Raw genomic sequence first — 25,051 nt, 5'->3', positions numbered from 1 at the left:
TACCTATGAGCACATAAGGATACGGTAAACCTGTCAGGCAAATTGTTAATAGTTATGTAGGATAGTGTGACTGTCTGTGACGCTTTAATTTTATGTCATGCCAAGGTTTACAGTTTATTGCAATAAATATGCGTCCAGCCTCTGAGCAGGGCTTGCAAGCACATTTAGGCCAGGCTGACGCTTAGTCAAATCGCAAAAAACATCGATTCCCGGCAAGGATCTGTAATGCTGGCGCAGTAATGATTCGAGTCAAGGCCAAGGGCTGGCGCAGCCGCCGCGCGGCCTGTTTGCCCTTCCGCATATTTAGGCGAAAGAGGAGCTCTCCACGGCTGGAGTCTCCGGCATCATGGCGCATCCTTGGGCCGCATCGAATGCAGCGCGGTTTTCTGCATCTCCAGCGTCTTGATCTGCATGGTCAGCACGCCCAGGTTCATCGTCAACCAGCCTTCCACCACTTTCAATTCGGCCAGCTTGCGGTCGATTTCCTCCTCCGTCATCGGCGGCAGAAAAGCCTGCATGCCAGGGGGCGTCGCTTGTTGCCAGAACTGGCGGAACAGCGAGAACGGATCGTGGCCTTGGTCGCTCATGGCGCTTGTCCTTGTGAGAAATGAAAAACGGGCAAGCCAAGCTTGCCCGTTCAGTATACCGCTGGATGTCGGAGCGTGTCCGGCTTAGCCCTGTTGCTGGGCGTCCACCGAGGCCAGCGCCACCATGTTGACGATGCGGCGCACCGACGAGATCGGGGTCAGGATGTGCGCCGGCTTGGCCATGCCCATCAGGATCGGGCCGATGGTCACGCCGTCGGACGCCGATACGCGCAGCAGGTTGTAGCTGATGTTGGCGGCTTCCACGTTCGGCATGATCAACAGATTGGCCGAGCCCTTCAGCGTCGAATCCGGCATCGCTTGCTGGCGGATGCTTTCCACCAGCGCGGCGTCGCCCTGCATTTCGCCGTCGATTTCCAGTTCCGGCTGGTTCTCGCGGATCTGGTCGAAGGCGGCGCGCATTTTCTGCGAGGACGCGGTGTTGAGCGCGCCGAAGCTGGAGTTGGACAGCAGCGCGGCCTTGGGCTGGATGCCGAAGCGCTTGATCGACTGCGACGCCATCTTGGTGATGGCGGCCAGTTGCTCGGCGCTCGGCTCGGCGTTGACGTAGGTGTCGGTGATGAAGATGTTGCCGGTCGGCAGGATCAGCGCGTTCATCGCGCCGGCCACCTTGTCTTCATTGGCGTAGCCCAGCACGTTCTCCAGGATGTCGAAGTGCTGGCGGTACGGGCCGTAGGTGCCGCAGATCAGCGCGTCGGCGTCGCCGCGGCGCACCATCATCGCGCCGATCAGCGTGGTGTTGCCGATCACGCGGCGGCGAGCCTGCTCTTGCGACACGCCCTTGCGCTTCATCAGCTGGTAGTAGTCCTGCCAGTAGGTGTTGAAGCGCGAGTCGGACTCATTGTTGACCAGCTCGAAGTCCACGCCGGCGCGCAGCTTCAGGCCCAGCTTTTCGATGCGCTTCTCGATCACGCTCGGACGGCCCACCAGGATGGGCTTGGCCAGACCCTGGGTGACGATTTCCTGGGTGGCGTGCAGCACGCGCTCGTCTTCGCCTTCGGTCAGCACCACGCGTTTCGGGTTTTGCTTGGCCTGGGCGAACACCGGCTTCATGAACAGATTGGTCTTGTAGACGAACTGCGCCAGTTGGTCGGCGTAGGCGTCGAAGTCCTGGATAGGGCGAGTGGCTACGCCGGACTCCATGGCGGCCTTGGCCACGGCCGGGGCGATCTTGACGATCAGGCGCGGGTCGAACGGCTTCGGAATCACGTATTCCGGGCCGAAGGACAGTTCCTGATTGTCGTAGGCGGAGGCGACCACGTCGTTCTGCTCGGCCATCGCCAGGTCGGCGATCGCGCGCACGGTGGCCAGCTTCATCTCTTCATTGATGGTGGTGGCGCCCACGTCCAGCGCGCCGCGGAAGATGAAGGGGAAGCACAGCACGTTGTTGACCTGGTTCGGGAAGTCCGAACGGCCGGTGCCGATGATGGCGTCCGGACGCACTTCCTTGACCAGCGGCGGCAGGATTTCCGGTTCCGGGTTGGCCATGGCCAGGATCAGCGGATCGCGGGCCATGGATTTGACCATGTCTTGCGACACTAGGCGCGGGCCGGACAGGCCCATGAAGATGTCGGAGCCGGCCATGGCGTCTGCCAGCTTGCGCCAGCCGTTGTCCTTGATCGCGTAACGCAGCTTGGACTCATCCAGCTTCTCGTCGCGGCCGATGAAGACCACGCCCTTGGAGTCGCAGATGGTGATGTTTTCGCGCTTCACGCCCAGGGCCACCAGCAGGTCCAGGCAGGCGATGGCGGCGGCGCCGGCGCCGGAGGCCACCACGCGCACTTCGCCGATTTCCTTCTTCACCAGGCGCAGGCCGTTCAGAACGGCGGCGGCGGCCACGATGGCGGTGCCGTGCTGGTCGTCATGGAAGACCGGGATGCCCATGCGTTCGCGGCACTTCTTCTCGATGTAGAAGCACTCCGGCGCCTTGATGTCTTCCAGGTTGATGCCGCCGAAAGTCGGCTCCAGCGAGCAGATGATGTCTACCAGCTTGTCCGGGTCGAGCTCGTTGACTTCGATGTCGAACACGTCGATGCCGGCGAATTTTTTGAACAATACGCCCTTGCCTTCCATCACCGGCTTGCTGGCCAGCGCGCCGATATTGCCCAGGCCCAGCACGGCGGTGCCGTTGGAGATCACCGCCACCAAGTTGCCGCGGGCGGTGTACTTGTAGGCGTTGAGCGGGTCTTCGACGATGGCGTCGCAGGGGGCGGCCACGCCGGGAGAGTAGGCCAAGGCCAAGTCGCGCTGAGTGGTCAGCGGCTTGGTGGGGGCGACCTGAATCTTGCCGGGTGTGGGGAACTGGTGAAATTCCAGCGCGCTTTGGCGCAATTGCTCGTCCATTCGCAGGCTCCTGATAGAGAGATGTTCTTGTGTTTGTGTAAGGGAATTTAGCCCAGCATTATATGCCTTCTGCCAAGCAGGGGCTACGAGGTGTCGGACAAAAGCCGCGACAGATCGCTCCATCGCGGCTGCATATTATTTGAGCTGAAGATTTCAACCCATCATGCCCAGCGCCCTCGGCAGCCACAGCGAGATTTCCGGGATGAAGGTGACGGCCAGCAAGAAGCCCAGCATGGTCAGCAGCCAGGGCCATACCGCCACCGTCAATTCGGTGATCCCCATCTTGGTGATCCCCGATGCCACATAAAGGTTCAATCCCACCGGCGGGTGGCACATGCCCACCTCCATGTTCACCGCGATCAGGATGCCGAAATGGATGGGGTTGACGCCCAGCTTCACCGCCACCGGGTACAGGATGGGCGCCATGATCAGCACGATGGCCGACGGGTCCATGAAGTTGCCGGCCGCCAGCAGCAGCACATTGGTCAGCAGCAGGAAGGCGACGATGCCGAAGCCTTGGGTAGCCATCCAGGCGGCCATGGTTTGCGGAATCTGTTCCGACGCCATCAGGAAGGAGAACAACACCGCGTTGGTGATGATGTAGAGCAGCATCGCGCTCATCGACGCGGCGTTGATCAGCACCTTGGGCACGTCCTTCAGCCCCATGTCCTTGTAGACGAACACCGCGATCACGAAGGCGTACACCGCCGCCATCGCCGCCGCCTCGGTGGGGGTGAAGATGCCTGTGTAGATGCCGCCTATCACCAGCACCATCAGCAGCAAGCCCCACACGCACTCGCGGAAGGCTTGCCAGCGTTCCAGCCAGCTGGCCTTGGGCAGTCGCGGGTAATCGAACTTCTTGGCGCGGAACCAGGTGGTGAGGCCCAACAGCGCCGACAGGCACAAGCCGGGCAGCACGCCGGCCATGAACAGCTGGCCGACCGAGGCGGTGGACACCGAGTTGCCATCCGGTCCGGTGACGCTCATGCCAGCGGTGGCGATGCTGTACATCACCAGATTGATCGACGGCGGAAACAGAATGCCCAGCGCGCCGGAGGTGGTGATGACGCCGGCGCCGAAGCGGGCCGGATACCCCTGTTTCAGCATGGCGGGCAGGATGATGGAACCGACGGCGACGACGGTGGCCACCGAGGAGCCGGTGATGGCGGCGAACAGCGCGCACGACACCACGCCGGCCAGGCCCAGGCCGCCGTACCAATGGCCCACCAGGGTGGTGGCGAAGCGTATCATCCGCCGCGCCACGCCGCCGTGCATCAGGAAGTTGCCGGCCAGGATGAAGAAGGGGATCGCCATGATCTCGAACTTCTCTATGCCGGTGAACAGCTTGAGCGCGACCGAGGTGATCGGCACCTCGGTCATGGTGAACAGGAAGGTGAGGACGGTCAGGCCCAGCGAGATGGAGATCGGCATGCCGGTCAGCATCAGCGCCAGCAGCAGGCCGAAGATGATCAAAGCGCTCATGGGCGGCCTCCGTGCGGGGTATCGTGCGGGTGCAGATTGTCGAGCGCTTCATCGCCCTCGATGCCGTCCACGTGGCCGTGGTCGTGCTTGGGCAGTTCGCCGGTTTTGACGAAACGCCAGGCCACTTGCAGGAAGCGGAAGCACATCAGGGTGGAGCCGGCCGGGATGGCCAGGTAGACCAGCCACATCGGCGCCTCCAGGTCAGGCGAGGTCTGGTCGGTGTGAGCGATGTTCCAGACGAAGTCGCCGCCCATTACCGCCACCGTGCCGGTGAACAGCGCGCCGGCCAGGAGACCGAATACGATGAAATAGCCGCGGGTTTTGTCCGGCAGGCGGTTGATCAGCACATCGACGCCGACGTGGATGCCGGTGCGCACGCCATAGGCGGCCCCGAACTTGGCCATCCACACAAACAGATAAACAGTCAGCTCCTGCGCCCACGACAGATTGATGTGGGCGAGGTAGGGTTGCAGGGTGGGAATGCCCGAGCCGTAGCGGTGCAGCACCGCTACGAAGGTGATCAGGGTGGCGGCCCCCATCAGACAGGCAATCATCCACTCCTCGAGGTGGTCGAGGAATTTCAGCATGGCAGGTTTCCTTGGCGCATGAAAAAACCGCGCCGTTCAGGGCGCGGCGGATGGCCTTACTTGGCGGGCTTGAAGCCGGTTTCTTTATAGATGGCTTTGAGCAGGTCCGGGCCGATGCGGTCGGCCATTTTCTGGTGCACCGGCAGCAGCGCCTTCTTGAACGCTTCGCGCTCTTGCGGCGTCGGCACATAGACCTTGGTTTTGCCGGAGGCCTTGATCGCCGCCACGGCCTTGTCGTTTTCTTCCTTGGCGATCTTGTTGGCGTAGACGCTGGCGTCCTGCACCGCGCTGTCCAGCTGCGAACGCACGTCGGCAGGCAGGCCGTCCCAGAACTTCTTGTTGACGATCAGCGCGTAGCCGAGGAAGCCGTGCTGGGTCAGCGTCAGGTTCTTCTGCACTTCGTAGGACTTGCTGGTGTACAGATTGGACGCTTCCAGCTCGGTGCCGTCCACCACGCCGGTCTGCAGCGCCTGGTAGACCTCGGAGAAGGCCATCACCTGCGGCAGCGCGCCCAGGGTGCGCATTTCCTCTTCCAGCACCTTGGACGACTGGATGCGGATCTTCATGCCCTTGAGGTCGGCCGGGGTCTTGATCGGCTTGTTGGACGAGAAATTCTTGAAGCCGTTGTCCCAGTAAGCCAGGCCCTTGATGCCCTTGCTTTCCAGCTTGCCCAGCAATTGCTTGCCGATGGCGCCGTGCATCACCTTATTGACTTCGTCATAGTTGTCGAACACATAGGGCAGGTCGAAAACTTCGAATTCCTTCACGCCCAGCGGGCCGAATTTGGCCAGGCTGGGGGCCAGCATTTGCACCGCGCCCAGTTGCAGCGCTTCCATCTCTTCCTTGTCCTTGTACAGCTGGCTGTTGGGGTAGACCTGCACCTTCACCTTGCCGTGAGTGCGTTGTTCGGCCAGCTTTTTGAAGTATTCCGCGGCCTTGCCCTTGGGCGTGTCCGGCGCCACCACATGGCTGAATTTGATGACGATTTCGCCGGCGGCCTGAGCCATGGCGGAAAAAGACAGGCCGACGCAAAGCGCCAGAGCGGCATGCTTGAATTTCATGGGTTTCTCCATCCGTTTGTAGCATTGATAGTGTTGTGCGCCGATGTTGCGGCATTTTGTGCCGTTAAAGTAGTTGCTCCAGACCAGGTTGACCATTAGGGAATTCCAGAACATGGTCATGCGCCCGGAAGGTCTCATGTCGAGCTATCATCCGGACTGTGCAATTGTCCGCGTCTCCATCATGTCCTCATCCGATTCCCGTCTAAAACGCCTGCCCTTCATGCTGTGGCCCGGCATCAGCCTGTCGCTGATCGCCTTGCTGCTGGCGCTGTGCAGTCTGAGTTATCTGGTATACCGCGATTGGCGCGACGAGCAGCAGGACAATCTGATCCAGGAAGTGCTGTGGCTGGAGCAATCGCTGCGCATGCATCTGGAAGGGCATCAGGAGTGGGGCGACGGACTGGCGCGCGACATCGCCGCCGGCAAAGTGGACAGCGGCCGCTTCGCGCATCTGGCGGCCTTCTACATGCGGGAAAATCCGGAGCTGGTGACGCTGGAAAGGGTGGATGAGAGCAGGGTGGTGCAATGGGACGCGCATGGCACCCGGCGCGATGGCCGCGAGCTGAACTCGGCGGAGTACGACGCGCTGTGGCGGGCCGCGCGATTGCTGCGGCCATCCTACGGCGCGCCTTATCAGGGCGTCGACGGCAAATACCGTTTCGATCTGGCCATCCCCATCGTCCACGATGGCCATTTGCAAGGCGGGGTGCGGCTGTCCTATCAACTGGACGGGCTGCTGTATCACCAGGTGCCGTGGTGGATCGCCTCCAAGAACTACATCAGCATCATTGATCTGGGCGGGAAAACGCTGGCGCAGAAGTTCGACGCCGCCGAGCGGCCAGGCAATATCTCGCACCAGACCAGCCTGGATCCGCCGGGCTTTGGCTTATATCTGCGCGCGGTGGCGTACCGCAGCGGCCTGGGCCTGACCTTGCCTGTGCTGACCGGCGTGATCGTGCTGCTGCTGTTCACCCTGTCCTACGCGGTGTGGCGCACCCGCCGCCATATGCGCGAGCGCGCCCTGGCCGAGCAGCGGCTGTCCAAGGAAGTGTCGCTGCGGCAGGCGATAGAGGATTCGATGAAAAGCGGCCTGATGGCCATCGGCCAGGAGGGCGAAATCGTCCGCGTCAACCGCGCCTTCTGCGACATGCTGGGCTTCAGCCCCGACGAGCTGGTGGGCAGCCTGCCGCCGCATCCGTTCTGGCCGGCGGCGCATCACGCGCCCTTGGCTGAGGCCTTGGCGGCGATGCGGGCCAACCACCAGCCGGAAAACGGCTTCGAACTGACCATGCGGCGCAAGCATGGCGGCACGGTGGTAGTGCGCCTGTTCGCCACGCCGCTGGTGGAAGAGGACGGCAGTCAGCACGGCTGGATCACCTCGATGTTCGATATCACCGAGCGCCAGCGCCAGCGCACCGCGCTGGACGCCGCCCATCGCCGATTTCTCACCGTGCTGAATGGCCTGGCGGCCGGCGTGTGCGTGGTGGACGAGGGCAGCGGGCAGCTGCTGTACGCCAACCCCGGCTTCGCCGAACTCTGGCTAGTGGGCGATGCCGAAGCGCCGTGCTGCGTGCTGCTGCCGGGCCTGATGGCGGACGGGCGCAGCGAGGATTTCGGCATGGAGTTCATTGTCGCCCACGAGCACCGCTATTTATTGATCCGCCGCCGCCGCATCGAGTGGGTGAACGGCGAGTCGGCCTGGCTGGCCATTGTCAGCGATGTCACCGCCGACCGCCGCCGCGAAGAGCGCGAACAAGCGCAGCAGGAACGCTTCCAGAACACCGCCCGCTTGATCGCCATGGGCGAAATGGCCTCCACGCTGGCGCATGAGCTCAACCAGCCGCTCACCGCCATCAATACCTACGCCGCCGGCGTCAACCGCCGCCTGCCGGAAGAATTGGCTCTGCCCGCCGGCGTGCGCGAGGCGCTGCAAGCCATGGCCGAGCAGGCCAAGCGCGCGGCGCAGATTGTCAGCAGCATCCGCGCCTTCGTCAAAAAGCACGAGCCGCAGCTGGAGCGGGTGGACCCGGCGCGAGTGGTGCCGCGGGCGATGGGCCTGGCCGAACCGCTGGCCGCCAAGCACGGCGTCAGCCTGCAATGGGAGCCCGACCGCCGCGCCTGTCTCTTGGACATGGACCCGGTGTTGATCGAACAGGTGCTGCTCAACCTGCTGAAAAACGCCATCGAAGCCCTGGTGGAAGCTGGCACCCCGCGCCCCTGCGTGCAGCTGCACACCTGCGTGGGCGACCAGCAATGGCGGGTGGAGGTGGTGGACAACGGCCCCGGCTTGGCCCAGGGCATGCAGGACAATCTGTTCACGCCGTTCTACTCCACCAAGCCGGAAGGCATGGGCATAGGCCTCAACATCTGCCGCTCCATCGTCGAATTCCACCGCGGCGAATTCGGCGCGCTCAGCAGCCCGGAAGGCGGCTGCGTGTTCTGGTTCAGCCTGCCGCTGGCCGGAGAGAGGGGCTAGGCAAGCAAAATGCCGTTGTGATAGGATGTTTGGATCGATTCAAAATCGATACGGGCCGATAGCTCAGCTGGGAGAGCGCTGCGTTCGCAATGCAGAGGTCGAGGGTTCGATCCCCTTTCGGTCCACCAACACGCCCCTCAGTTTTTTCTTCGTTTGTGACGGGAAGCATAAGTTGGCCGAAACGGCCAGCTTATACTTCCCGTTTCGCGTTTCTAGCCACTCCGCCGTCCCAAGGTCATTCCATTTTCTCCACCCCTATTCCTTGAAAGTGTTGCGCAGCAAGGCTTTCCACGTTTGAAACACCGTTCCAGCTTTTGGCCAGCTTATGGGTACAAATCGTCGATTTTGGCCAGCTTATGGTTCCTAACGACAGAGTGCGATGCTTGTCAGGATAGCGTGTGTGATATGTGCGGGCTGCTGTTCGGCCAAAGCCGCCAATTGGCCTATGAACTTCCAGCGGCAGCTATGCGACAGTCAGCCATCGCCAGACGCTCTACTTCTTGTTAAGGGAAGGCAGGACAGACCAACTTAAACCAAACAGCCTCCACAAATACCCGCGCAGCACAGATTGCTATGCTGTTCCCGCCTGGCAATATGGCTTGCGGGCCATCCAAGTACAGGGTCATAATTGAGACATGGATTATTGATACGCACTAGGACCCAGGGAACCCCCGAGACCACCCAATAACTGCATTGAGCTCACGGCGTTGTCTACTGTGGAATAAGGAGACCGCGTGCTAAGGCTACAAGTGGCTTCGCTCGACTGGGCTTTGGCGCACGTCCGTCGATTCGGAGACACCGATAATCGAAGTGTTTCGTGATCGACAAAAAATTTATTTTTTTTATTCAGCCAACTTCGCATCAAGCCTCCAAACGAAAATTATCATGCGAATTAAAAAGGTACAGGTAAAGAATTTTCGCTTACTGAAGAACACTGAACTATGCCTTGACGAACACATGACATTGATCGTCGGCAGAAACAACAGTGGCAAAACGTCGCTTGCCGAACTTTTCAGGAGACTACTCTCAGAAAAGGCTGCCGGATTCAGCCTTGAGGACTTTTCGCTTGCGGCACATTCAGGATTTTGGGATGCACTCCAAATGGTGCGGCAGAAGCGGGAGGATACCGACGTGCGAACGGCCCTGCCCTCTATTGAGGTAACGCTTACAGTAGGTTATGACAAAGCGGCAGCAAGCTTTGGCCCGCTCTCGGACTTTATCGTTGATCTGGATCCCGATTGTGAGGAAGCGTGCGTTGATATTTGCTACCAGCTTGGCGATGGAAAGCTAAAGGTATTCCTCGGCGAGATCGAGGTGGACAATGAGACAGATGAGGCCCTGCAAAAGGCGATATTGCTTCAGAAAATGAAAGAGTTGGTCCCGAAGCACTATTCGTGCAAGGTTTTCGCGAGGGATCCGAACGACCCGACCAATGAGCGGCCTTTGGAATGGGCGAAGCTCAGGGAACTCATCCAAGGGGATCTCGTCTCAGCCCAACGTGGAATCGACGATATCACCCATAAGGAAAACGACTCCCTGAGCAGGATCCTGAGCGCCTTGTTTGAATCGGCAGGCCAAGAGAATTCCCGAGAGGCAGACCAGCAGACCGTCAACACACTCAAAGAAGGGGTCAAAAACGTCCAGGAAAGCATCGACAAGAGCTTTAACGGACAGCTCACCAACCTCCTGCCAGCGCTCAACCTCTTTGGATACAGGTTTCCCGACCCAAATATTCAGACTGAGACCAGTCTCGATGTAGGCCTCCTGCTCCGGAACCATACGAAAATCCGCTACGCCGGCGCCAATGGCATTAGCCTGCCGGAGGCTTACAACGGCCTCGGTACTCGCAACCTGATTTACATCCTGCTCAAACTGTTCGAGGCATTTAAATCCTTCAAGGCCCGAGGCAGCGAACCCGGCATGCACCTGATGTTCATTGAAGAACCGGAGGCACACCTGCATCCCCAGATGCAGGAGGTTTTCGTCAGCAAGCTGGAAGTAATTGCCAAGTTGTTCGCAGACAGATACGGCGACGGGCAGCCGTGGCCCGTGCAATTCGTTGTGACGACCCATTCGTCGCACATGGCAAACAAAGCGGAATTCAATTCCATTCGGTATTTCCTGGCGATGCCAGATCCGGACGTGGCTGGCTCCTCCCGCACGAAGGTCAAGGACCTCAAGCTCGACTTCGGAGACCGCGAGAACAAGGACAACGAATTCCTCCACCAATACATGACGCTGACCCGCTGCGACCTCCTGTTCGCAGATAAGGTCATCCTCATTGAGGGCACGTCCGAGCGCCTACTGCTCCCCGTTATGATCGGGAAAGTTGATGCCGTCCTGGCCGACGCGGAGAAGCTAGAAAGCCAGTACATCAGCGTGCTGGAGGTCGGTGGAGCCTACTCGCACATATTTTTCCGGTTGCTCGATTTCCTAGAACTACCCGCGCTCATTATCACGGATCTGGACTCGGTGGATGCGGGCAGCGAGGCTTGTGCGGTTTCCAAGGGGGCAGGAACAAGCAATGCCAGCATCAAGGCCTGGTTCGACGTAGGTGCAATTTCTCCTCAAGAGCTATTGGAGAAAAAAGAAGCTGACAAGATCAAGGGTGTTCGGCGGATGGCCTACCAGGTCCCGGAGCCGGGCACCCCTGCATGCGGGCGCAGCCTGGAGGGTGCTTTTATGCTCGCCAATGCTGCCAAATTCTCGCTGGACGCCGCCGATTTAGAAATGTCGGCTTGGGATAAGGCAGCAAAGGCAAAGAAGTCGGAATTCGCACTTAAACATGCCATCCGCGATACCAACTGGGCGGCTCCGCATTACATACGCGAGGGGCTCATCTGGCTCGCGAAGACGCCAACAGAAGCCAGCGGTTCGAAGCCCGGCCAAGCGGCTGAACAAGCAGTTGAGGCTGGTTCTCATGGAAACTAACGTGGTTGCCGAAAATCCTGCCGTCGAGGCGGCGCGCAAGTCCTTAAACGAGATTTACGAATGCTTGGACGGCGGGAAGAGCTTCATCCTCGAGGCGGGCGCCGGTTCGGGGAAAACCCATTCGCTTGTGATGGCGTTGCGCTACCTGATAGGGAAACAGGGGGACGAATTCATTCGCCGGGGTAAACGGATCGCCTGTATCACCTACACAAACGTCGCAAGTGAAGAGATCACCTCTCGCACGGATGGTCACCCGGCGGTCTTTTCGGCGACTATCCACGCATTCTGTTGGTCGCTGATTAAGGGCTTCCAAGTGTTTCTACGCGAGGAGCTACCCAAACTGCCGAAATGGCAGGAAAGGCTGGACGAAGCTGGCGGCCTGGCTGGGAGAGAAATTGAATACGAGCTTGGCTTTGCCTCCGCCCGCAAGGAATATCCAAAAGTTTCGCTCCATCATGACGATGTGCTGCAGCTGATGGTTAGGCTAATGGATCAGCCGAAGTTTCGGAAGCTGCTTGTTTCTAGGTACCCCGTCATTTTTATCGACGAGTATCAAGACACTAATAGGCAGTTCGTCAGCTCTATCATCGACAACTGTGTCAGGAAGGGCGAGGGACCTCTGATTGGATTCTTCGGAGACCATTGGCAGCAGATCTACGGTGAGGAGGACACTTGTGGCCGTATCACCGACGATGCGTTGGCGAAAGTCCAACAGAAATCAAACTTCCGCTCAGCGCCACCAGTAATTGAGGTTCTTAATAAGATGCGCCCCGAGCTGCCACAAGCTTTTTCAGACCCCGACGCGGAAGGAGAGGTTGCAGCCTATCACACGAATTCGTGGAAAGGGGTACGGCGGGACGGAAAAGGCGGGGGACATTGGAAAGGCGATCTCCCTGAAGAGACAGCCCATGCTTACCTCGAAGCACTACGTGGAAAACTGGAAGCCGACGGCTGGGACATGTCGTCGGGTCAGACCAAAATACTCATGCTCACCCACGGGGTGCTCGCCTCCGAGCAAGGCTACAGGGGTATCGCGAAGGCGTTTTCGGGATTCAACAATTCCTACGCCAAGAAGGAAGACAGCCTCATCAAGTTCTTGTTGGAAGTAGTGGAACCCATGGCTGTTGCGTACGAAGGCAAGCGCTTCGGCGAGATGTTCCGGGTTTTAGGAATGAAGATCCCGCAGATACGCCGGGCGAAAGACAAGCTCGAATGGGCTCGCGACATGTCGGCATTGCTGCAGCTCCGCCAGGAGGCAACCATCGGGGAGGTAATCGACCACCTGAAGGCGACAGGGCACCCTCGCTTGCCAGATTCGATTCTGCAGAGGGAAAAGGAATTGCGGGAGTGGATGGAAGCGGGTGAAGCAGAGGAGTCTGGTTCCAAAGCACGCTTGAAGCAACTCCTCTCGATCAATTACACGGAAGTTATTGCACTCTCACAATTCGTGGACGAACACACGCTGTTCTCGACGAAGCACGGGGTCAAGGGAGTGGAGTTCGACAACGTGATCGTTGTCGCCGGTCGGGGGTGGAACAAATACGACTTCAACAAGCTGCTCGAGTACCTGGCAAATCCCGGAGACATCCCTGCTGACCGGTCCGCATATGAAAGGTGGCGCAACCTCTTCTACGTCGCCTGCTCCCGACCAAAGAAACGGCTGGCCGTGCTATTTACGCAGGAGCTCTCAGATACAGCGATCCAATGCCTTTCCAAGTTATTCGGCAGCAAGAATGTCTTCGATTTTTCGCTTACATAGCAAAAATGCGCAATACAGACGGGCTTGGTCGTACGTCAAACAGTGACGATGGGGAAGGTAAAGGCTGGTAATCATCTTAGATCGGACGTTCATGGCTGAGGTGGGGTGAGGGGATGAAAGGCGGCTTCGGCCGATATGCAGACCTACTGTTACCATTGCTTTATGACCTATGTTGCCCGGTGTTTCGGAGTTGTTCCCGCAGCTCGTTGTACTCCTCGCGCAGCGGTCCGCGCTGCAGCGATAGCCGATAAGGCCGTAGGGCCTGGGACATCCGGCGGATGCTCGGATAGTCCCCGCCGGCGACGATGTTCCTGAAGACTCTGCCTACCCGTTCCACGTCTTCTATCTGGCGTTCGGCAGTGGCCTGCTGCTGTGACTGCTGGTGCTTGTACGCAAGCTGTGCCAGCAGTTCCGGAAACCAATATTTGGCGTAGCTGCGCGTCACGCCGATGCGCTTCAGGATGCGGGAGACTGGTTCCGCGGTGTTGGGGGCGTCGAGCTGCTGGCGAAGCCGTGATTCGAGAGAGGCTTTACTCAGCTGGGCTGCGGGGCGTGGTTTGTCCTTTGCAGGGACGGGTGATGCGCTGCTTGGCGCCTGATCCGGCAGAGGCTGGGTGAATAGCTGGTACAGCGTCATGCCCAGCGTGTCTGCTATCTGAAGCAGCTGTGGGAATGCCGGCTTCTGCTGTTTGTTGGCCCAGCCGCCGATGGCTCGGTCGCCCAGGCCCAGCGTGAGCGACAGTTTCTTCTTTTCCCCTTCGGTCCAGCGTTCGGCCGCGGTTTGCAGGATGGCCATCAGCTGCAGTTGCGTGGGCATGATCCTGCCTTCAGGCGTGGCGATCATGCTTTCCAGTGAGTGGGCGCGGCGCAGGTCGGCTTCCTGGATGGTTTCTTGCGTTTGCAGGGAGGATGTTGGCGCCAGGTAGCCGCAACAGTGGGTGCAGCGTGCCTGGTCCGGATAGTGCGGGATCAGTTGTTGGCGCTTGCCGCACCAGGGACACAAGTGCTGTAGTGGCCGGTGGTGCCGGGTGCACACCCGGTAGGCATCCAAGGACCAGACCAGCGGGAAGTGGCTGTCAACACGCTGGTGCCGTTGTTCGGCCAGGCAGGCGGGGCACCAGCGTACCTCCTTGGCCAGAAAGCCGGCGCCGATTTCCGGGATCACGCCTTTCCAGGCCTGGAAGGTAAGACCTTCCAGGCCCTGTACCGAGGTGAGCCGCTCCAAGGCCTGGGTAAAAGCGTAGGCATAGCGGCCGATGCCGTTTACCGTTCTGGCGTCCTCCCGGTAAAACGAGATGGCTAGGCCGGCGCCGTCTAGCGGCAGTACCGGCCATACCGTGTAGCGAACCAGCCGCCGTGCGTCGATCTGGTGCGCTCGCGCCAGCCGCACCAGATAGGACAGCAGGCTCTCCGTCGCGCGCCCGCCGCCCTGCATGGGCGGCAAGGCGAACAGCGCGCTTGGATTGGAGGGGGTGAGATTCCTGTCCATGGTCCTGTCCACCCTCAAGGCTGCCAGCCGGTTTGATCTCGAGTGGGCTTGCGTTCTCCCGGTCTGCGTTTCTGTTTGGGTTTGCCATAGCGGTGGTTGTCGTCATCGCGGTAGTGATGCGACTCCTTGTAGTCCTTCTCTCCAAGCAGGCAGTGCTGGCGTAGCTCATCCATCGGGATATCCTGCAGGCGGATTTCTCCTGCCTGGGCCTCTTTCAGAATGGTCAGAATGGAGCGGTTTTCTGGAGCCAACTGCTCGACCACATTCATGTCGAGTTGATCGAGCCCATGTACGCGGCAGTACTCGTATGCGCTATCCAACCAAGGCTTCAGGATGCCGATGCAACCTGCCGATTTGAGATAGAAATACTCAGCTTTGTGGAGCAGGTCTGGTTGGCGGGGCAGATTCATCCACGAGATCAGCGTGCTAAGCGATGAGCAGAAGGACTCCCAGTCATCCTTGTCTGTCCTGTGATAGTGCGGCAGTTTGATGATGCGGGTACGCCGCACCAACTGGGCACTCTGCTCTTGAATGGACAGCAGATCGTAAGTGCCGACCAGGATGATGACGGCGTTGGTGCTGGCCGCCAGCGATTTGAGGATTTCATACTGCCGACTTTGCTCCTGTGCCTTATGGCCCAGCAGGAGCTGATTGGCCTCGTCGAGGATGATGGCGCGCACGCCGCGTTTTTTGACGGCCTTGCCAAGCGCGCTTTGCAGGCTGTTCGCCGTCGGCGCCGAGCGCCCCAGCTTGATCGGCTCATCGATCAGCATCATGTCGTCCGTGTCGAACGGCAGCGTGAGCTGGGGGCTGACGCTGCTCAGTTGCTGCAGCATCCGGCTGTAAAGCTCTTTCCAGTTGAATGTGCTGCTGCCGGCGGAAAGAATCGACAGGTGGAGCACGGGGACCATGTCGATCTGGCGCCGCATGTCTGTGGCAAATCGCTCTTGGATCCGTTGCTCCAGTTTCTCGGCGAGGGTGGATTTGCCGACGCCGGTTGGGCCCGTCAGCACGATGATGTCAGGATGAGACTTCTGCCATAGCGTGTCTTCCAGTTGTTTCAGCGCGTCGTTCAGCTTGGGGTGGTTGATCCTCCGGCTCAAAAAGTCCGCTACGTGGGCTTCGCGCATGTTCTGTTCCTGATTTTGGTTGGGCAGTGTGTTCATGTCAGAAATCTCCGAAAACCGTCAGCGTATGGAGCGATGGGAGGGGCGGCGGGGGCGGGGTGGTGGGGGCTTCTACGTGTTCCTGAGTCGCCAGCTTTTTGTGCTCTTCAGCTTGGGCGGCTTCGACTTGGTGAACCTCGCGATAGAAATCGGACTTACGCTTGGCGTCTTCGACCCGCATTTCAGCCGTCTGTGCTGTAAGCAAATGATCTGCAAGCGCCTCGTGGCGAATGGCGTGCTCGCTCATATCCTGGTAACGAATGCGGTCCTGGCTGCGGCAGCTCAGCCATTCGCCATTGATCTGCGCGTAGACGGTGGATAGGTCGAAGGGGTCATAGCGCACGGGAATCTTTTTGGTGGCTTGCACTTCCGGCTGACGGAACGCATTGTTCCAGTAGTAGCGATTGTTGTGCTTGATGCCGCGGCCTCCGTGGATGGCGTGGCCCTTGGCTTTGGTTTGAGGCAGGCAATGAATCAAGAAGGCCAGATCGTAGGCTATGTGCGTGTGCGCACGGGCCCCGGATGTGAAGCAGCCAGTCTCGAAGACGCGCCGGGGCGACGCTTGTAGAGAGGTGTGCTGGTTCACTTCGTAGACGTCGTTCAGCCACTTTTCGAAGTACTCTTCGACTTTCTCCTGGCTCCAGACCGCCAGTTTTCGCGGATCATGGCTGGGAGAGCAGGATCTTGGATCCCGTAGCAACTGGGTATTGCCTCTCAGGTTGTGCCAGATCTCCTGATTCAGGACACCGAACAGGCGTTCCATTGTGGCGCCGAAACGCGGAGCATGAGGAGGACGTGTTTTCTTGGTGATGTAGAGCGAGGCCAGGAGTGTTTCCACATGCGTGGAGGCGAAGTCCTTGCCGCCGTCCGTCACGATGGTGCCTGGCAGTCGATGATGCCTTTGCACGCATTGACGGATCAGCATCATGGTGTTGATGGACGTGGGCGTGCCGTAGCTGAAGTAGTAGGCCAGCACCATGCGAGAGTAGCCATCGATCATTGCCGAGAGCCAGAGACGTTGAGGTTTGCTGTCAGGGCCCAGTTCGCGGCCCATCAGGTCGATCTGGGTGTGATCGATGTGAGCGATATCGAAGGGGCACTCGCCATGAGGCGGGAAGACTGCAGCTTCGGTCCACACCAGTTCTTTCTGGTTATACGCGGCTTTGCTGCCTTCCCGGATGAGCTTGACCTCATAATGGGTGCGCATCCGTTTCAACGCTTTGCGAAAAGCTTTGATACTGGGCGCGGCATCCGGCTCATCTACGTACTGTCCTAGCAGCATTGCGTAGGCCATGGACAATTTGGCGTTGCTTTGGTTGAGGTAGTGCTCCCGCAGCGCGGTATTCATCCGCTCCACGGTCTCTTCCGATAAGCGAGGCGTTCGATTGCCCTTGCGCGCAGTTTGGTCGATCAGGCCGACAAAGCCGTTCCCCATCAGGTCTTTGGCCTGCTGATAGTTATGGCGATAGCGGCGTAAGCTCCGCACCGAAGTGGCGCTCCGGCCTTCAAGCTTGTCCAGGCGCAGCTTGGCGCTCAGCAAGTCTGCGCGGCTATGATGCGACATCTTGGCGAAGGCTTGATTTTTCAGAGAAAGCTGCTCCGCTTCAGCGTCCGCTTGTAGTTCGCAGCGATCGAGCAGTCCTTGGACTGACTCCCAGGCTAGCGGGAGTATCTGCCCGGAGGAGGAGGCCAACGTGAGCTGGTCTTGCTCTTGGTGTATGACCTCCCAGGATTGCCCCTTCCAGAGCAGTTTGCTGCCGGCTTCGAAGCTGATCGGATGGACTTGGCATGCGCTGCGTGCCTGTTGCTGGATCAACAGGGCGGTGTTGTAGTCGCGATAAACCAGCGCATGACTGTGATCGCTGAGCAGGCTTACGCTCAGATCCATGTAGAGCTCATCCTCCACGATCATTTTGTAGATCGTGTCTGGAAGGGGGCGTGGCTCCGCCAGCAGGAGTTCATGCAGGCTGTAGCAGCTGCGCAGCTGGAAGAGCTGGTCGACCAGGGCGTATTCGGATGGCGATGGCTCCATGGCTTCGGCATCGAAATAGTCGTCCAGAAACTTGAGATTGCGGATCAGCACGCCATTGTTTTCTTGGGAGGAGCGCAGGGCGTAACCCAGGCCGACCTGCGCGGCATAGGCTTGGCCTGGAGGGCTCACCCATTCCCCGTTGATTTTCTGAAAACGTTGCGGGTATTTCTTGGCCAGGCTTTGCAGCTTCGATTCCGGTTTGCATTCCACCCAGCCGGTGAAGTTTTCGGAAATCAGGAAGAAGTCTGGGGTGTGCATGTAGCTGATCTTGCGGGACGCGGCTGTGTAGCTGAGTTTGATCGGATCCGGCTGGTCGTAGAACTCGTAGACGTCAGGATCGCGCTCCCACAGGTAGATAGCGCCGAGTTCATTGTGGTGGCTCTCCGCCTGGATCACGCAGTTCATTTTTTTGCTGGGGAAGCGGCAGGCGACATTGCCGGCGCTGCTACGCACGCGGCGGCTGGGTGGATGGCTTCTGACGCGTTCGATGGCCTTGCGCGCGCGGAGGCCGAATTGTTGTCGAAGGTAGAACGTTTCGAGTTCTTGCAGGTTGAACATGACGATGCACTCCATGTGAAGTCGTTCACGCGGAGCCGTGGCTGGGACAGTATCGATGCGGCAAAATGCAGGCACCCTCAGGCTGCTTGAATTCAACGAGGCCTGTTGTATGCTGCGCTTATCTAGTCGGCAAACTGGATGAGCGGCATCAAACGGCTCAGGACACCATCCTGGGCCGTTTTGTTTGTATCGATAATGTCGTGGTCCGGCTACGGTTCCTTCCATTTCCCTGTGGTGCGAAACGCCCCTCAGGGGAAATTACAATGCAAGAAATCAAATCCCATGCAAGAGGTAAAACCGCTTTTTTTGGGTTTTTTGTTAGTTAATCCCGCCTTTCTTCTCGATCGTAATGACGGGCGAATTCAAGCTGCTTTCCTTGCTGTACAAGGGTTTCAGCCATTCCTTACCTAAATTTAGCCTGGTCTTGACGTTGAAGATTTTTTTGTTAATTCGGAAAGTTTTGCGTAATATTTTTCCACAACCATTTGGCATGGGGTGGAGCTTTGGGCACGCTGAAAAAACGGGGGCGTCCCCGGCGGAGCGTTTACGAGCAATTGCGAGTAGCAACCTGGGTGAAGCTGGTTCTGCAGCTGTCTTGCGCCCCGCTGGCAGAACTCGATCGCTTCTATGCGCCGCCCAACTCACAGGGGAGGGGGCAGCGGCAGTGTCTCTGGCACAAGTATCAGAAAGGGCTGGTTAGTCCCAAGGACGATGGCGTTATGGGGCAGGCATCGGTGATCGGCCTGGTCGAGCAGGACTATCGCGGTACCGCCACCTGGTATCGTCACCTGTTCTGGTCAGTACTCGAACGGAAAGCACTAACTTGGCCTGAAATCCAGCAGGTGTACTTGCAACTGAAAGGCCAGTGGCGCTACAGACTGATCGATGAGCGCCACGCGCGCGAGGAATTCTGGCGGAGTCGGGAGGGGATTCGAGAGCTCGGCGCCGAGCTGATTGCTTCGCCCACCTTGGAAGCCGGCACCGTTATCTTGTGTCTGATTGCGGAGGCCCGGCTACGGCTCAATCGCAGCGACTACTTGAGTGGTCGCGAGGCCTTTGCGTGTTGGTTGGAGCAGTCGCCATTCCGGCAGAAATTTGCCTATTCTCAGGGGGAGTTGCTGCATCTCTTTGCTGATGTATTGGGCAGAGATGTGCTCAGGCGCCTGGGCGACTATCGGATGTGATGTCGGAGCGCATGTATGTCAGATGGGCTTGCTATGCCGGACGACGATTTTCCATGAACTGAAATCGGCTGGCCCTCAGGAGGGCTGCATGTCTGGTCCGAGTCGCTAGTTGAGCGTTGTTGTGGCCCCATCCAGTGGGCTGTGTAGGGCTGCCTGGAGTTGGCCAAGCAACTTTTCCAAGACCTCTCGGCTGATAAGCTCAGTTATGTGATGTGCTTATGACCCGTGCCACCTGCCATGCGACGTGCTGTGCTTTTAATCGTGGTTGCCATGTAACGCTCCTTCTGCAATACGCTAGTAGCGAAAGTCAGGAGAAGACCCCATGCCATTGCCGGAGCCCATCCCCCTCGCTCCCGAATCTGCGATTTCTTATAACGAGTACGTTCGCCAAGCCGTCCAGGCCGCGCTGGATGATCCGCGCCCCTGCGTTTCACATGAGGAGGCGAAGCACTACTTTGCCCTCAAGCGCGCCGCGCTGCTGCAGCGCTCAAAGCCCGACTAAGTGGCCATTAGGCCCCATCTGTTATGGCAGACGCAAGGGTTTGGTGGCCTGAAGGCCATCTGCCAGAGGTAGTCTTCTAGCAGTTACGCATCCTCCTTATTACCTGCCTTTTTCAGCAACAGCGTCCCATCACCTTGATCTTCAAAAGATAGGGTATCGCCCTCTACCCAGCCTGCAGAAGCCAGTAGCTCATCGGGAATCGCCAGTAGCGCATCGCCACTGCCATCTCCTGCATCCAGTAGCGGAACCGTCCAGCTGGTTTGGGGCAGGTTTTCCCAATCTGAAATCGCAGCATCCAGCAGACTTGCTGCTAAATCATCCACCGACTGTTGTTGGGCTGCAGCCATTTTGGCGAGCCGCTGCTGGAGTTGACGACTCACGAGCAGCGTTAGCCAAGTTTCAGAATACGGATCATCGATCATGATGCACTCCAATCGCATGCTGTAAACCACTTGGCTGTAGTCCATGGCCACCGGACGAGGTGCCCTGGTTATGATATAAACGGGTGTGTTTGCCAAGCCAAGGATCGCTGGCAAGGTGCTCTACCGGTCGCAATGGCGGGCCACGTTCATCGTTAGACCTGTACTTTAGTCTAGGTCTGTCAACCTTTTTGGCACTCATCGGTTGTTGACGCCCGCGTAACATCATAAAATTCTTATCCTCTTTTAGTTCAATGACATACCCTCTTTGGAGGGTATTTTTATTTGGGAATCGGATGGATTTGAACGCACTGCTGGCCAGTTTCGCCTCCGCTTTTGGCCAAGATCGACGGGTATTGACTTTGCAGCTGGGCACCGGGCAGATCGCCGCCGAACAGCTGCTGCCGCTGAGTCTGCATGCCGAAGAAGGCCTGTCCCAACCTTACCGCTATACGCTGACCTGCTTGTCGCCGGATACCCATCTCGAACTGAAGTCACTGCTGGGCCAGCCGGCGCGCATCGGCATCGAGGATGCGGCGGGCGGCGAGTCCATCCGCTGCGGCGTGGTGAGCGAGGCCAGGCTGGCAGGCGCCGATGGCGGTTTCGCCAAGTACGAGCTGACCATCGAGCCGCCGTTCGCGCTGCTGCGTCACCGCCGCACTTCGCGCGTGTTCCAGGACCTGACGGTGCCGGACATCATCCAGCAGATCCTGTCCGAACATCAGCAGAGCAACCCGGCCTTCGCCCGCGTGCAGACGCTGTCCATCCAGGTGCAGCCGGCCCAGCCGCGCAGCTACTGCCTGCAATACCGCGAGAGCGATTACGAATTCATCGTCCGCCTGCTGCACGAAGAAGGCTACGCCTGGCGTTTCCTGCATCAAGACGATGACGGCCCGCAGGTGCAGCTGGCGGTGTTTGACGATCCGCATAGCCTGCCAGCCGCCCCATTGAGCCGCGTGCGCTTCCACCGCAGCGACGCCACTGAAGATGAAGACGGCCTGACCGAATGGCAAGCCGCGCGCCAGATCGTGCCCGGCAGCGTGGCGCTGGCCAGCTACGACTACAAACCCGTCTCCACCCAGCGCAGCGAAGACGGCAGCCGCATCGAGCAGGGCCAGGCCGGCCAGTCGCTGCAGAGCAGCCTGACCCACTACGACGCGCCGGGCCTGTACTACGCCGGCGACGATGAACAGCTGGGCCGCTACGCCCAGCTGCGCCAGCAGGCGCATGACCTGCAGGCCAAGTCCTTCCGCGCCAGCGGCACCGTGCGCGGCCTGCAGCCGGGCGAATGGTTCCGCCTGGACGACCATCCGGCGCATGAAACCGACAGCCCGCAACACCGCGAATTCGTGGTCACCGGCCAAACCTTCCTGGTGCGCAACAACCTGCCGCAAGACCTGGCCCAGCACGTCGGCGCCCCCAGCGACGCCGCGCCGTTCACCACCACGCTGCAGACCCAGCGCCGTGGCATTCCGCTGACCCCGGCCTATGCCGACACGCCGCTGGCCAAACCCAAATCGCGCGGCGTGCAAACCGCCACCGTGGTCGGCCCGGCCGAGCCGACAGACCAAGTCGCCGACGAGATCTACACTGATGCCCAAGGCCGCATCAAGGTGCAATTCCATTGGCAACGGCCAGAGGAGCACGTCCAGTTCGGCGCCAATCTCGACGACAAATCCAGCTGCTGGCTGCGCGTGGCCATGCCCAGCGCCGGCGCCGGCTTCGGCCACCAGTTCATCCCGCGCATCGGCCAGGAAGTGCTGGTCGACTTCATCGAAGGCGACATCGACCGTCCCGTAATAACAGGCGTCTTGTACAACGGTAGCCACCCTACGCCCGACTTCAGCGGCGCCGGCAGTCTGCCCGCCAACAAGACGCTGTCCGGCATCAAGAGTAAAGAACACCAGGGCGGCGGCTACAACGAGCTGCTGTTCGACGACACCCCCGGCGAAGTGCGCGCCAAGCTCAGCTCCGAATCCGGCAAGACCCAGCTCAACCAGGGCTTCCTCACCCACCCGCGCAGCAACGGCAAAGCCCAGCCGCGTGGCGAAGGCTTCGAGCTGCGCACCGACCAGCACGGCGCCATCCGCGCCGCGCACGGCCTGCTGCTGTCCACCGAAGCGAAAAACGGCGCCGGCGGCAAACAGCTAGCGCGCGAGCATGCGCAAAGCCAGCTGCAGTCCGCCGTCGCACTGAGCCAGGCGCTAGCGGAAACCGCCACCGGCCAGCTGGCCGACACCATGGAAACCGGGCCCGACGAAATTGGCCCGGACAACGCCAAAGCCGGCAAAAAGCCGGACGGTCACCTGCAACACCACGTCGACGCGCTGAAAGCCTGGGAAGCCGGCAGCAACACCGACAAAGACGGCAAAACGGCGAAAGAACAGGCCGGCCAACAGCCCTTGCTGGTGCTGTCCGGCCCGGCCGGCATTGCCAGCGTGACTGAGCAAAGCCAAACCTTGACTGCCGGTACTAACCTGAACCTCGTCGCCCAGCGCGACACTAACCACACCACGGGCCGGCGCTGGATTCACAACGTGGGCAAACACATCAGCTTGTTTGTGGCAGGAGTGAAGGACAAGATCGCGGTGAAATTGATCGCCGCCAAGGGCAAGGTACAAATCCAGGCGCAAAGCGATGCGATGGAACTGACGGCGGATAAGGACGTCACCATCACGTCAGTAAAAGGCAAGGTACAGATCGCCGCCAGCCAGGAAATCCTGCTCGCCAGCGGCGGCGGCTATATCCGTATTGCCGGCGGCAATATTGAGGTGCATTGTCCTGATACGGTCAGCATCAAGGGGGCTGAGCATCAATTTAGCGGACCCACAAGTCTTGTTAAGACGCTGAAATCAGAGAATAAAACCACTGACTTGCATGTACGTTATGAGGATGCTGAGGGCAACCCCTTGGTTGGAGAACAAATCAAGCTGCAATCAGGTGATAATACGCAATTGCAACAATCATCCGATGCAGACGGCTGGGTAAAATTTAAGAATGTGCTTTTCGATACATTCAAGGGCGATTTGCCTGGAAGGAGAAAAGGTTAAATCATGTCCGATAAAGCGATGCCGGAAAATGTAGTTTATGTTTGTCTTCCCGGGGAAACTGCAAAAGGTCTGGTCGCCGGTTGCAAAAATCGAGTAATTAAGCGCAAGCACAGAGATGTGGTTATTCAAATAAATATAAAACCAAATGCCACCTATACTCTGCGAACAGACCGAAGTGATTTTTATAGCGAAAGAGACAAACTGCTATATGCTTATCATGCAAGCAAAGGCATGTCCTTTAAGGATGGTGAGCGCATATATGTTTGGATATCCAGAGACTTTTCTGGAAAGTTAATTATTGAAAATTCTGGGAAAGTTCTGGGCGAATGGCATCCGAACAAACTAGACAATAATAAGTATGACAAAGATCCGGCAATCAAACCTGAACCGCTGATGATCATTCTGAATAGTAAGCCAGCGGCATCTAACCTCTTGAAATGTACAGCTGCGGACCCCTATGGGCACTCTGCTGTTTTAACCAAGGAAGATCAGTTGCTTCAAGACTTCCTGAGCGATGAAAAAATGAAGAAGAGTCAATACTCCTATTTGCTAGGAAGTATGAATAAGCCCGATCTCCAAGAGCACTATATTGCCGGCACGATATCAAAAAATGAGCTAACTCCTGTGGCAATTCAGCAACTTGAACGACTTGGGGGGCAAATAACAGGGGCTCCAGATCAATTATTTAAAGAGCCTGAGAAAGGTAGTCAGCTTGAATCTATAATTGCTAATGTAGTTGAAGGAACCAATGTCGCAATGACAAGCAATGATTCCCCTCTCACAGCCAATTATTTTAAAGAAACAGCAGGCTATATTCAGTCTCATTGGAAGAGGTTCAACATGCTAGGCATGCGAGTCTATATAGAAAGGTCCAAAATTGGCATGTATCGCTATGTCTTCAAAGGCAAGCTGATTACTCCAGCAGGACTGTCCAAAGCCAAAACTGTTAGCATGCCCGTAGGTAGCAACAAAGCTGAATTTTTAGGGTCGAACCATCACTTGACAGGACGGCGTGGTCTCGGTGGCTTTAAAAGAGTATTCTTAACCGCTAAGGGAAATTTTCGGGCGGGGATGAAGGTTCAAGGCATTGGAACAGTGATAGATTTATATGGGGATTTCGCTACCACATTTGGAGATGGAAAATCCAATGATATGAGCGAATTTTTTGGAAGAGCTGGAGTGTCTATCTTCAAAGCAGGGAGTACAGCTGCCTTAGGAGGCTTGATTACCGCAGGTATTATGTATACTGCCGCCGCTGCCGCATCAGCAGTTGGTGTTACTGTAACTGCCCCGGTTTGGCTTGGCGCAATGGTTGTTGTTGGAGGCTACATACTTGCCGCAACAGTAATTGACTATGTAGATAGCACATTCAATGTTAAAGAGACCGTAGCCGGTTGGGCTAGATAA

Annotated in this window: 16 protein-coding genes and 1 tRNA gene; 8 read left to right on the top strand and 9 right to left on the bottom strand. The window is 58.4% G+C overall.

The features are described 5' to 3' along the window. Positions 1 to 344: 344 nt before the first annotated feature. From NKT35_RS03640 to NKT35_RS03620, 5 genes are all read right to left on the bottom strand, one after another. Positions 345 to 587 (bottom strand): PhaM family polyhydroxyalkanoate granule multifunctional regulatory protein, encoded by a 243-nt coding sequence (locus tag NKT35_RS03640; RefSeq protein WP_254298950.1) that lies wholly within the window; start codon positions 585 to 587, stop codon positions 345 to 347. An 84-nt stretch (positions 588 to 671) separates the two neighbouring features. Beyond that, entirely contained in the window at positions 672 to 2,948 is a 2,277-nt protein-coding gene (locus NKT35_RS03635) for an NADP-dependent malic enzyme (RefSeq protein WP_254298949.1), read from the bottom strand. Between the two features lie 153 nt (positions 2,949 to 3,101). Beyond that, entirely contained in the window at positions 3,102 to 4,430 is a 1,329-nt protein-coding gene (locus NKT35_RS03630) for a TRAP transporter large permease (protein ID WP_254298948.1), read from the bottom strand. Then, a complete protein-coding gene (locus NKT35_RS03625; protein WP_254298946.1) occupies positions 4,427 to 5,017 on the bottom strand; it encodes a TRAP transporter small permease in 591 nt (196 codons plus the stop codon). Before NKT35_RS03625 ends, NKT35_RS03630 begins: the two co-directional genes overlap by 4 nt. 56 nt (positions 5,018 to 5,073) lie before the next feature. After that, positions 5,074 to 6,078 (bottom strand): TRAP transporter substrate-binding protein, encoded by a 1,005-nt coding sequence (locus tag NKT35_RS03620; RefSeq protein WP_254298944.1) that lies wholly within the window; start codon positions 6,076 to 6,078, stop codon positions 5,074 to 5,076. Between the two features lie 136 nt (positions 6,079 to 6,214). Between NKT35_RS03620 and NKT35_RS03615 the strand changes: the two genes are divergently transcribed. The 4 genes from NKT35_RS03615 (at position 6,215) to NKT35_RS03600 (ending at position 13,244) form a co-directional block, all read left to right on the top strand. Next, the gene (locus NKT35_RS03615) at positions 6,215 to 8,554 is read left to right on the top strand and encodes a PAS domain-containing sensor histidine kinase (RefSeq protein ID WP_254298942.1); all 2,340 of its coding nucleotides are present in this window, start codon (positions 6,215 to 6,217) and stop codon (positions 8,552 to 8,554) included. Positions 8,555 to 8,606: 52 nt separating this feature from the next. Next, positions 8,607 to 8,682 (top strand) — tRNA-Ala (locus NKT35_RS03610). A gap of 757 nt (positions 8,683 to 9,439) precedes the next feature. Next, entirely contained in the window at positions 9,440 to 11,485 is a 2,046-nt protein-coding gene (locus NKT35_RS03605) for an ATP-dependent nuclease (protein ID WP_254298940.1), read from the top strand. Continuing rightward, positions 11,475 to 13,244, top strand: a complete 1,770-nt coding sequence (locus NKT35_RS03600) for a UvrD-helicase domain-containing protein (protein WP_254298937.1) — start codon at positions 11,475 to 11,477, stop codon at positions 13,242 to 13,244. The genes NKT35_RS03605 and NKT35_RS03600 overlap by 11 nt, the downstream gene beginning before the upstream one ends. A gap of 160 nt (positions 13,245 to 13,404) precedes the next feature. On the opposite strand, the gene NKT35_RS03595 is transcribed toward NKT35_RS03600, so the two are convergent. The 3 genes from NKT35_RS03595 to NKT35_RS03585 are packed head-to-tail and all read right to left on the bottom strand — an operon-like array spanning position 13,405 to position 18,489. Beyond that, on the bottom strand, positions 13,405 to 14,733 hold the full coding sequence (locus NKT35_RS03595; protein ID WP_254298935.1) for a TniQ family protein: 1,329 nt from the start codon (positions 14,731 to 14,733) through the stop codon (positions 13,405 to 13,407). A 14-nt stretch (positions 14,734 to 14,747) separates the two neighbouring features. Continuing rightward, positions 14,748 to 15,899 carry a TniB family NTP-binding protein gene (locus tag NKT35_RS03590; protein WP_254298933.1) on the bottom strand — a complete coding sequence of 384 codons (1,152 nt, stop codon included), beginning with the start codon at positions 15,897 to 15,899 and terminating at the stop codon, positions 14,748 to 14,750. Between the two features lies 1 nt (position 15,900). After that, positions 15,901 to 18,489, bottom strand: a complete 2,589-nt coding sequence (locus tag NKT35_RS03585) for a TnsB C-terminal domain-containing protein (protein WP_254298924.1) — start codon at positions 18,487 to 18,489, stop codon at positions 15,901 to 15,903. Positions 18,490 to 18,992: 503 nt separating this feature from the next. On the opposite strand from NKT35_RS03585, the gene NKT35_RS03575 reads away from it, so the two are divergent. Further along, complete coding sequence (locus NKT35_RS03575; RefSeq protein ID WP_505190901.1) at positions 18,993 to 19,673, top strand: hypothetical protein; 681 nt, start codon at positions 18,993 to 18,995, stop codon at positions 19,671 to 19,673. A gap of 322 nt (positions 19,674 to 19,995) precedes the next feature. Next, positions 19,996 to 20,175, top strand: a complete 180-nt coding sequence (locus tag NKT35_RS03570) for an antitoxin PaaA2 family protein (protein ID WP_103321104.1) — start codon at positions 19,996 to 19,998, stop codon at positions 20,173 to 20,175. 83 nt (positions 20,176 to 20,258) lie between these two features. Here NKT35_RS03570 and NKT35_RS03565 read toward each other — a convergent pair whose 3' ends face one another. After that, the gene (locus NKT35_RS03565; RefSeq protein WP_254298920.1) at positions 20,259 to 20,597 is read right to left on the bottom strand and encodes a hypothetical protein; all 339 of its coding nucleotides are present in this window, start codon (positions 20,595 to 20,597) and stop codon (positions 20,259 to 20,261) included. Positions 20,598 to 20,890: 293 nt separating this feature from the next. On the opposite strand from NKT35_RS03565, the gene NKT35_RS03560 reads away from it, so the two are divergent. Both NKT35_RS03560 and NKT35_RS03555 read left to right on the top strand, forming a co-directional pair. Further along, on the top strand, positions 20,891 to 23,644 hold the full coding sequence (locus tag NKT35_RS03560; protein WP_254298918.1) for a type VI secretion system Vgr family protein: 2,754 nt from the start codon (positions 20,891 to 20,893) through the stop codon (positions 23,642 to 23,644). 3 nt (positions 23,645 to 23,647) lie between these two features. Next, positions 23,648 to 25,051 (top strand): SH3 domain-containing protein, encoded by a 1,404-nt coding sequence (locus NKT35_RS03555; RefSeq protein ID WP_254298916.1) that lies wholly within the window; start codon positions 23,648 to 23,650, stop codon positions 25,049 to 25,051.

Source organism: Chromobacterium sp. IIBBL 290-4, from assembly GCF_024207115.1.
In the GTDB taxonomy this organism is placed as follows: Bacteria; Pseudomonadota; Gammaproteobacteria; order Burkholderiales; family Chromobacteriaceae; genus Chromobacterium.
The sequence above is the reverse complement of the archived record's forward strand: the minus strand, read 5'-3'. Positions and strand labels throughout refer to the sequence as shown.

What these genes read in the sequence shown, in the direction of transcription:
- NKT35_RS03635 (WP_254298949.1), bottom strand. Translation starts at nt 2,948, where the DNA reads ATGGACGAGCAATTGCGCCAAAGCGCGCTGGAATTTCACCAGTTCCCC.
- NKT35_RS03585 (WP_254298924.1), bottom strand. Translation starts at nt 18,489, where the DNA reads ATGTTCAACCTGCAAGAACTCGAAACGTTCTACCTTCGACAACAATTC.
- NKT35_RS03590 (WP_254298933.1), bottom strand. Translation starts at nt 15,899, where the DNA reads ATGAACACACTGCCCAACCAAAATCAGGAACAGAACATGCGCGAAGCC.
- NKT35_RS03555 (WP_254298916.1), top strand. Translation starts at nt 23,648, where the DNA reads ATGTCCGATAAAGCGATGCCGGAAAATGTAGTTTATGTTTGTCTTCCC.
- NKT35_RS03640 (WP_254298950.1), bottom strand. Translation starts at nt 587, where the DNA reads ATGAGCGACCAAGGCCACGATCCGTTCTCGCTGTTCCGCCAGTTCTGG.
- NKT35_RS03620 (WP_254298944.1), bottom strand. Translation starts at nt 6,078, where the DNA reads ATGAAATTCAAGCATGCCGCTCTGGCGCTTTGCGTCGGCCTGTCTTTT.
- NKT35_RS03625 (WP_254298946.1), bottom strand. Translation starts at nt 5,017, where the DNA reads ATGCTGAAATTCCTCGACCACCTCGAGGAGTGGATGATTGCCTGTCTG.
- NKT35_RS03605 (WP_254298940.1), top strand. Translation starts at nt 9,440, where the DNA reads ATGCGAATTAAAAAGGTACAGGTAAAGAATTTTCGCTTACTGAAGAAC.
- NKT35_RS03595 (WP_254298935.1), bottom strand. Translation starts at nt 14,733, where the DNA reads ATGGACAGGAATCTCACCCCCTCCAATCCAAGCGCGCTGTTCGCCTTG.
- NKT35_RS03560 (WP_254298918.1), top strand. Translation starts at nt 20,891, where the DNA reads ATGGATTTGAACGCACTGCTGGCCAGTTTCGCCTCCGCTTTTGGCCAA.
- NKT35_RS03565 (WP_254298920.1), bottom strand. Translation starts at nt 20,597, where the DNA reads ATGATCGATGATCCGTATTCTGAAACTTGGCTAACGCTGCTCGTGAGT.
- NKT35_RS03570 (WP_103321104.1), top strand. Translation starts at nt 19,996, where the DNA reads ATGCCATTGCCGGAGCCCATCCCCCTCGCTCCCGAATCTGCGATTTCT.
- NKT35_RS03600 (WP_254298937.1), top strand. Translation starts at nt 11,475, where the DNA reads ATGGAAACTAACGTGGTTGCCGAAAATCCTGCCGTCGAGGCGGCGCGC.
- NKT35_RS03630 (WP_254298948.1), bottom strand. Translation starts at nt 4,430, where the DNA reads ATGAGCGCTTTGATCATCTTCGGCCTGCTGCTGGCGCTGATGCTGACC.
- NKT35_RS03615 (WP_254298942.1), top strand. Translation starts at nt 6,215, where the DNA reads ATGTCGAGCTATCATCCGGACTGTGCAATTGTCCGCGTCTCCATCATG.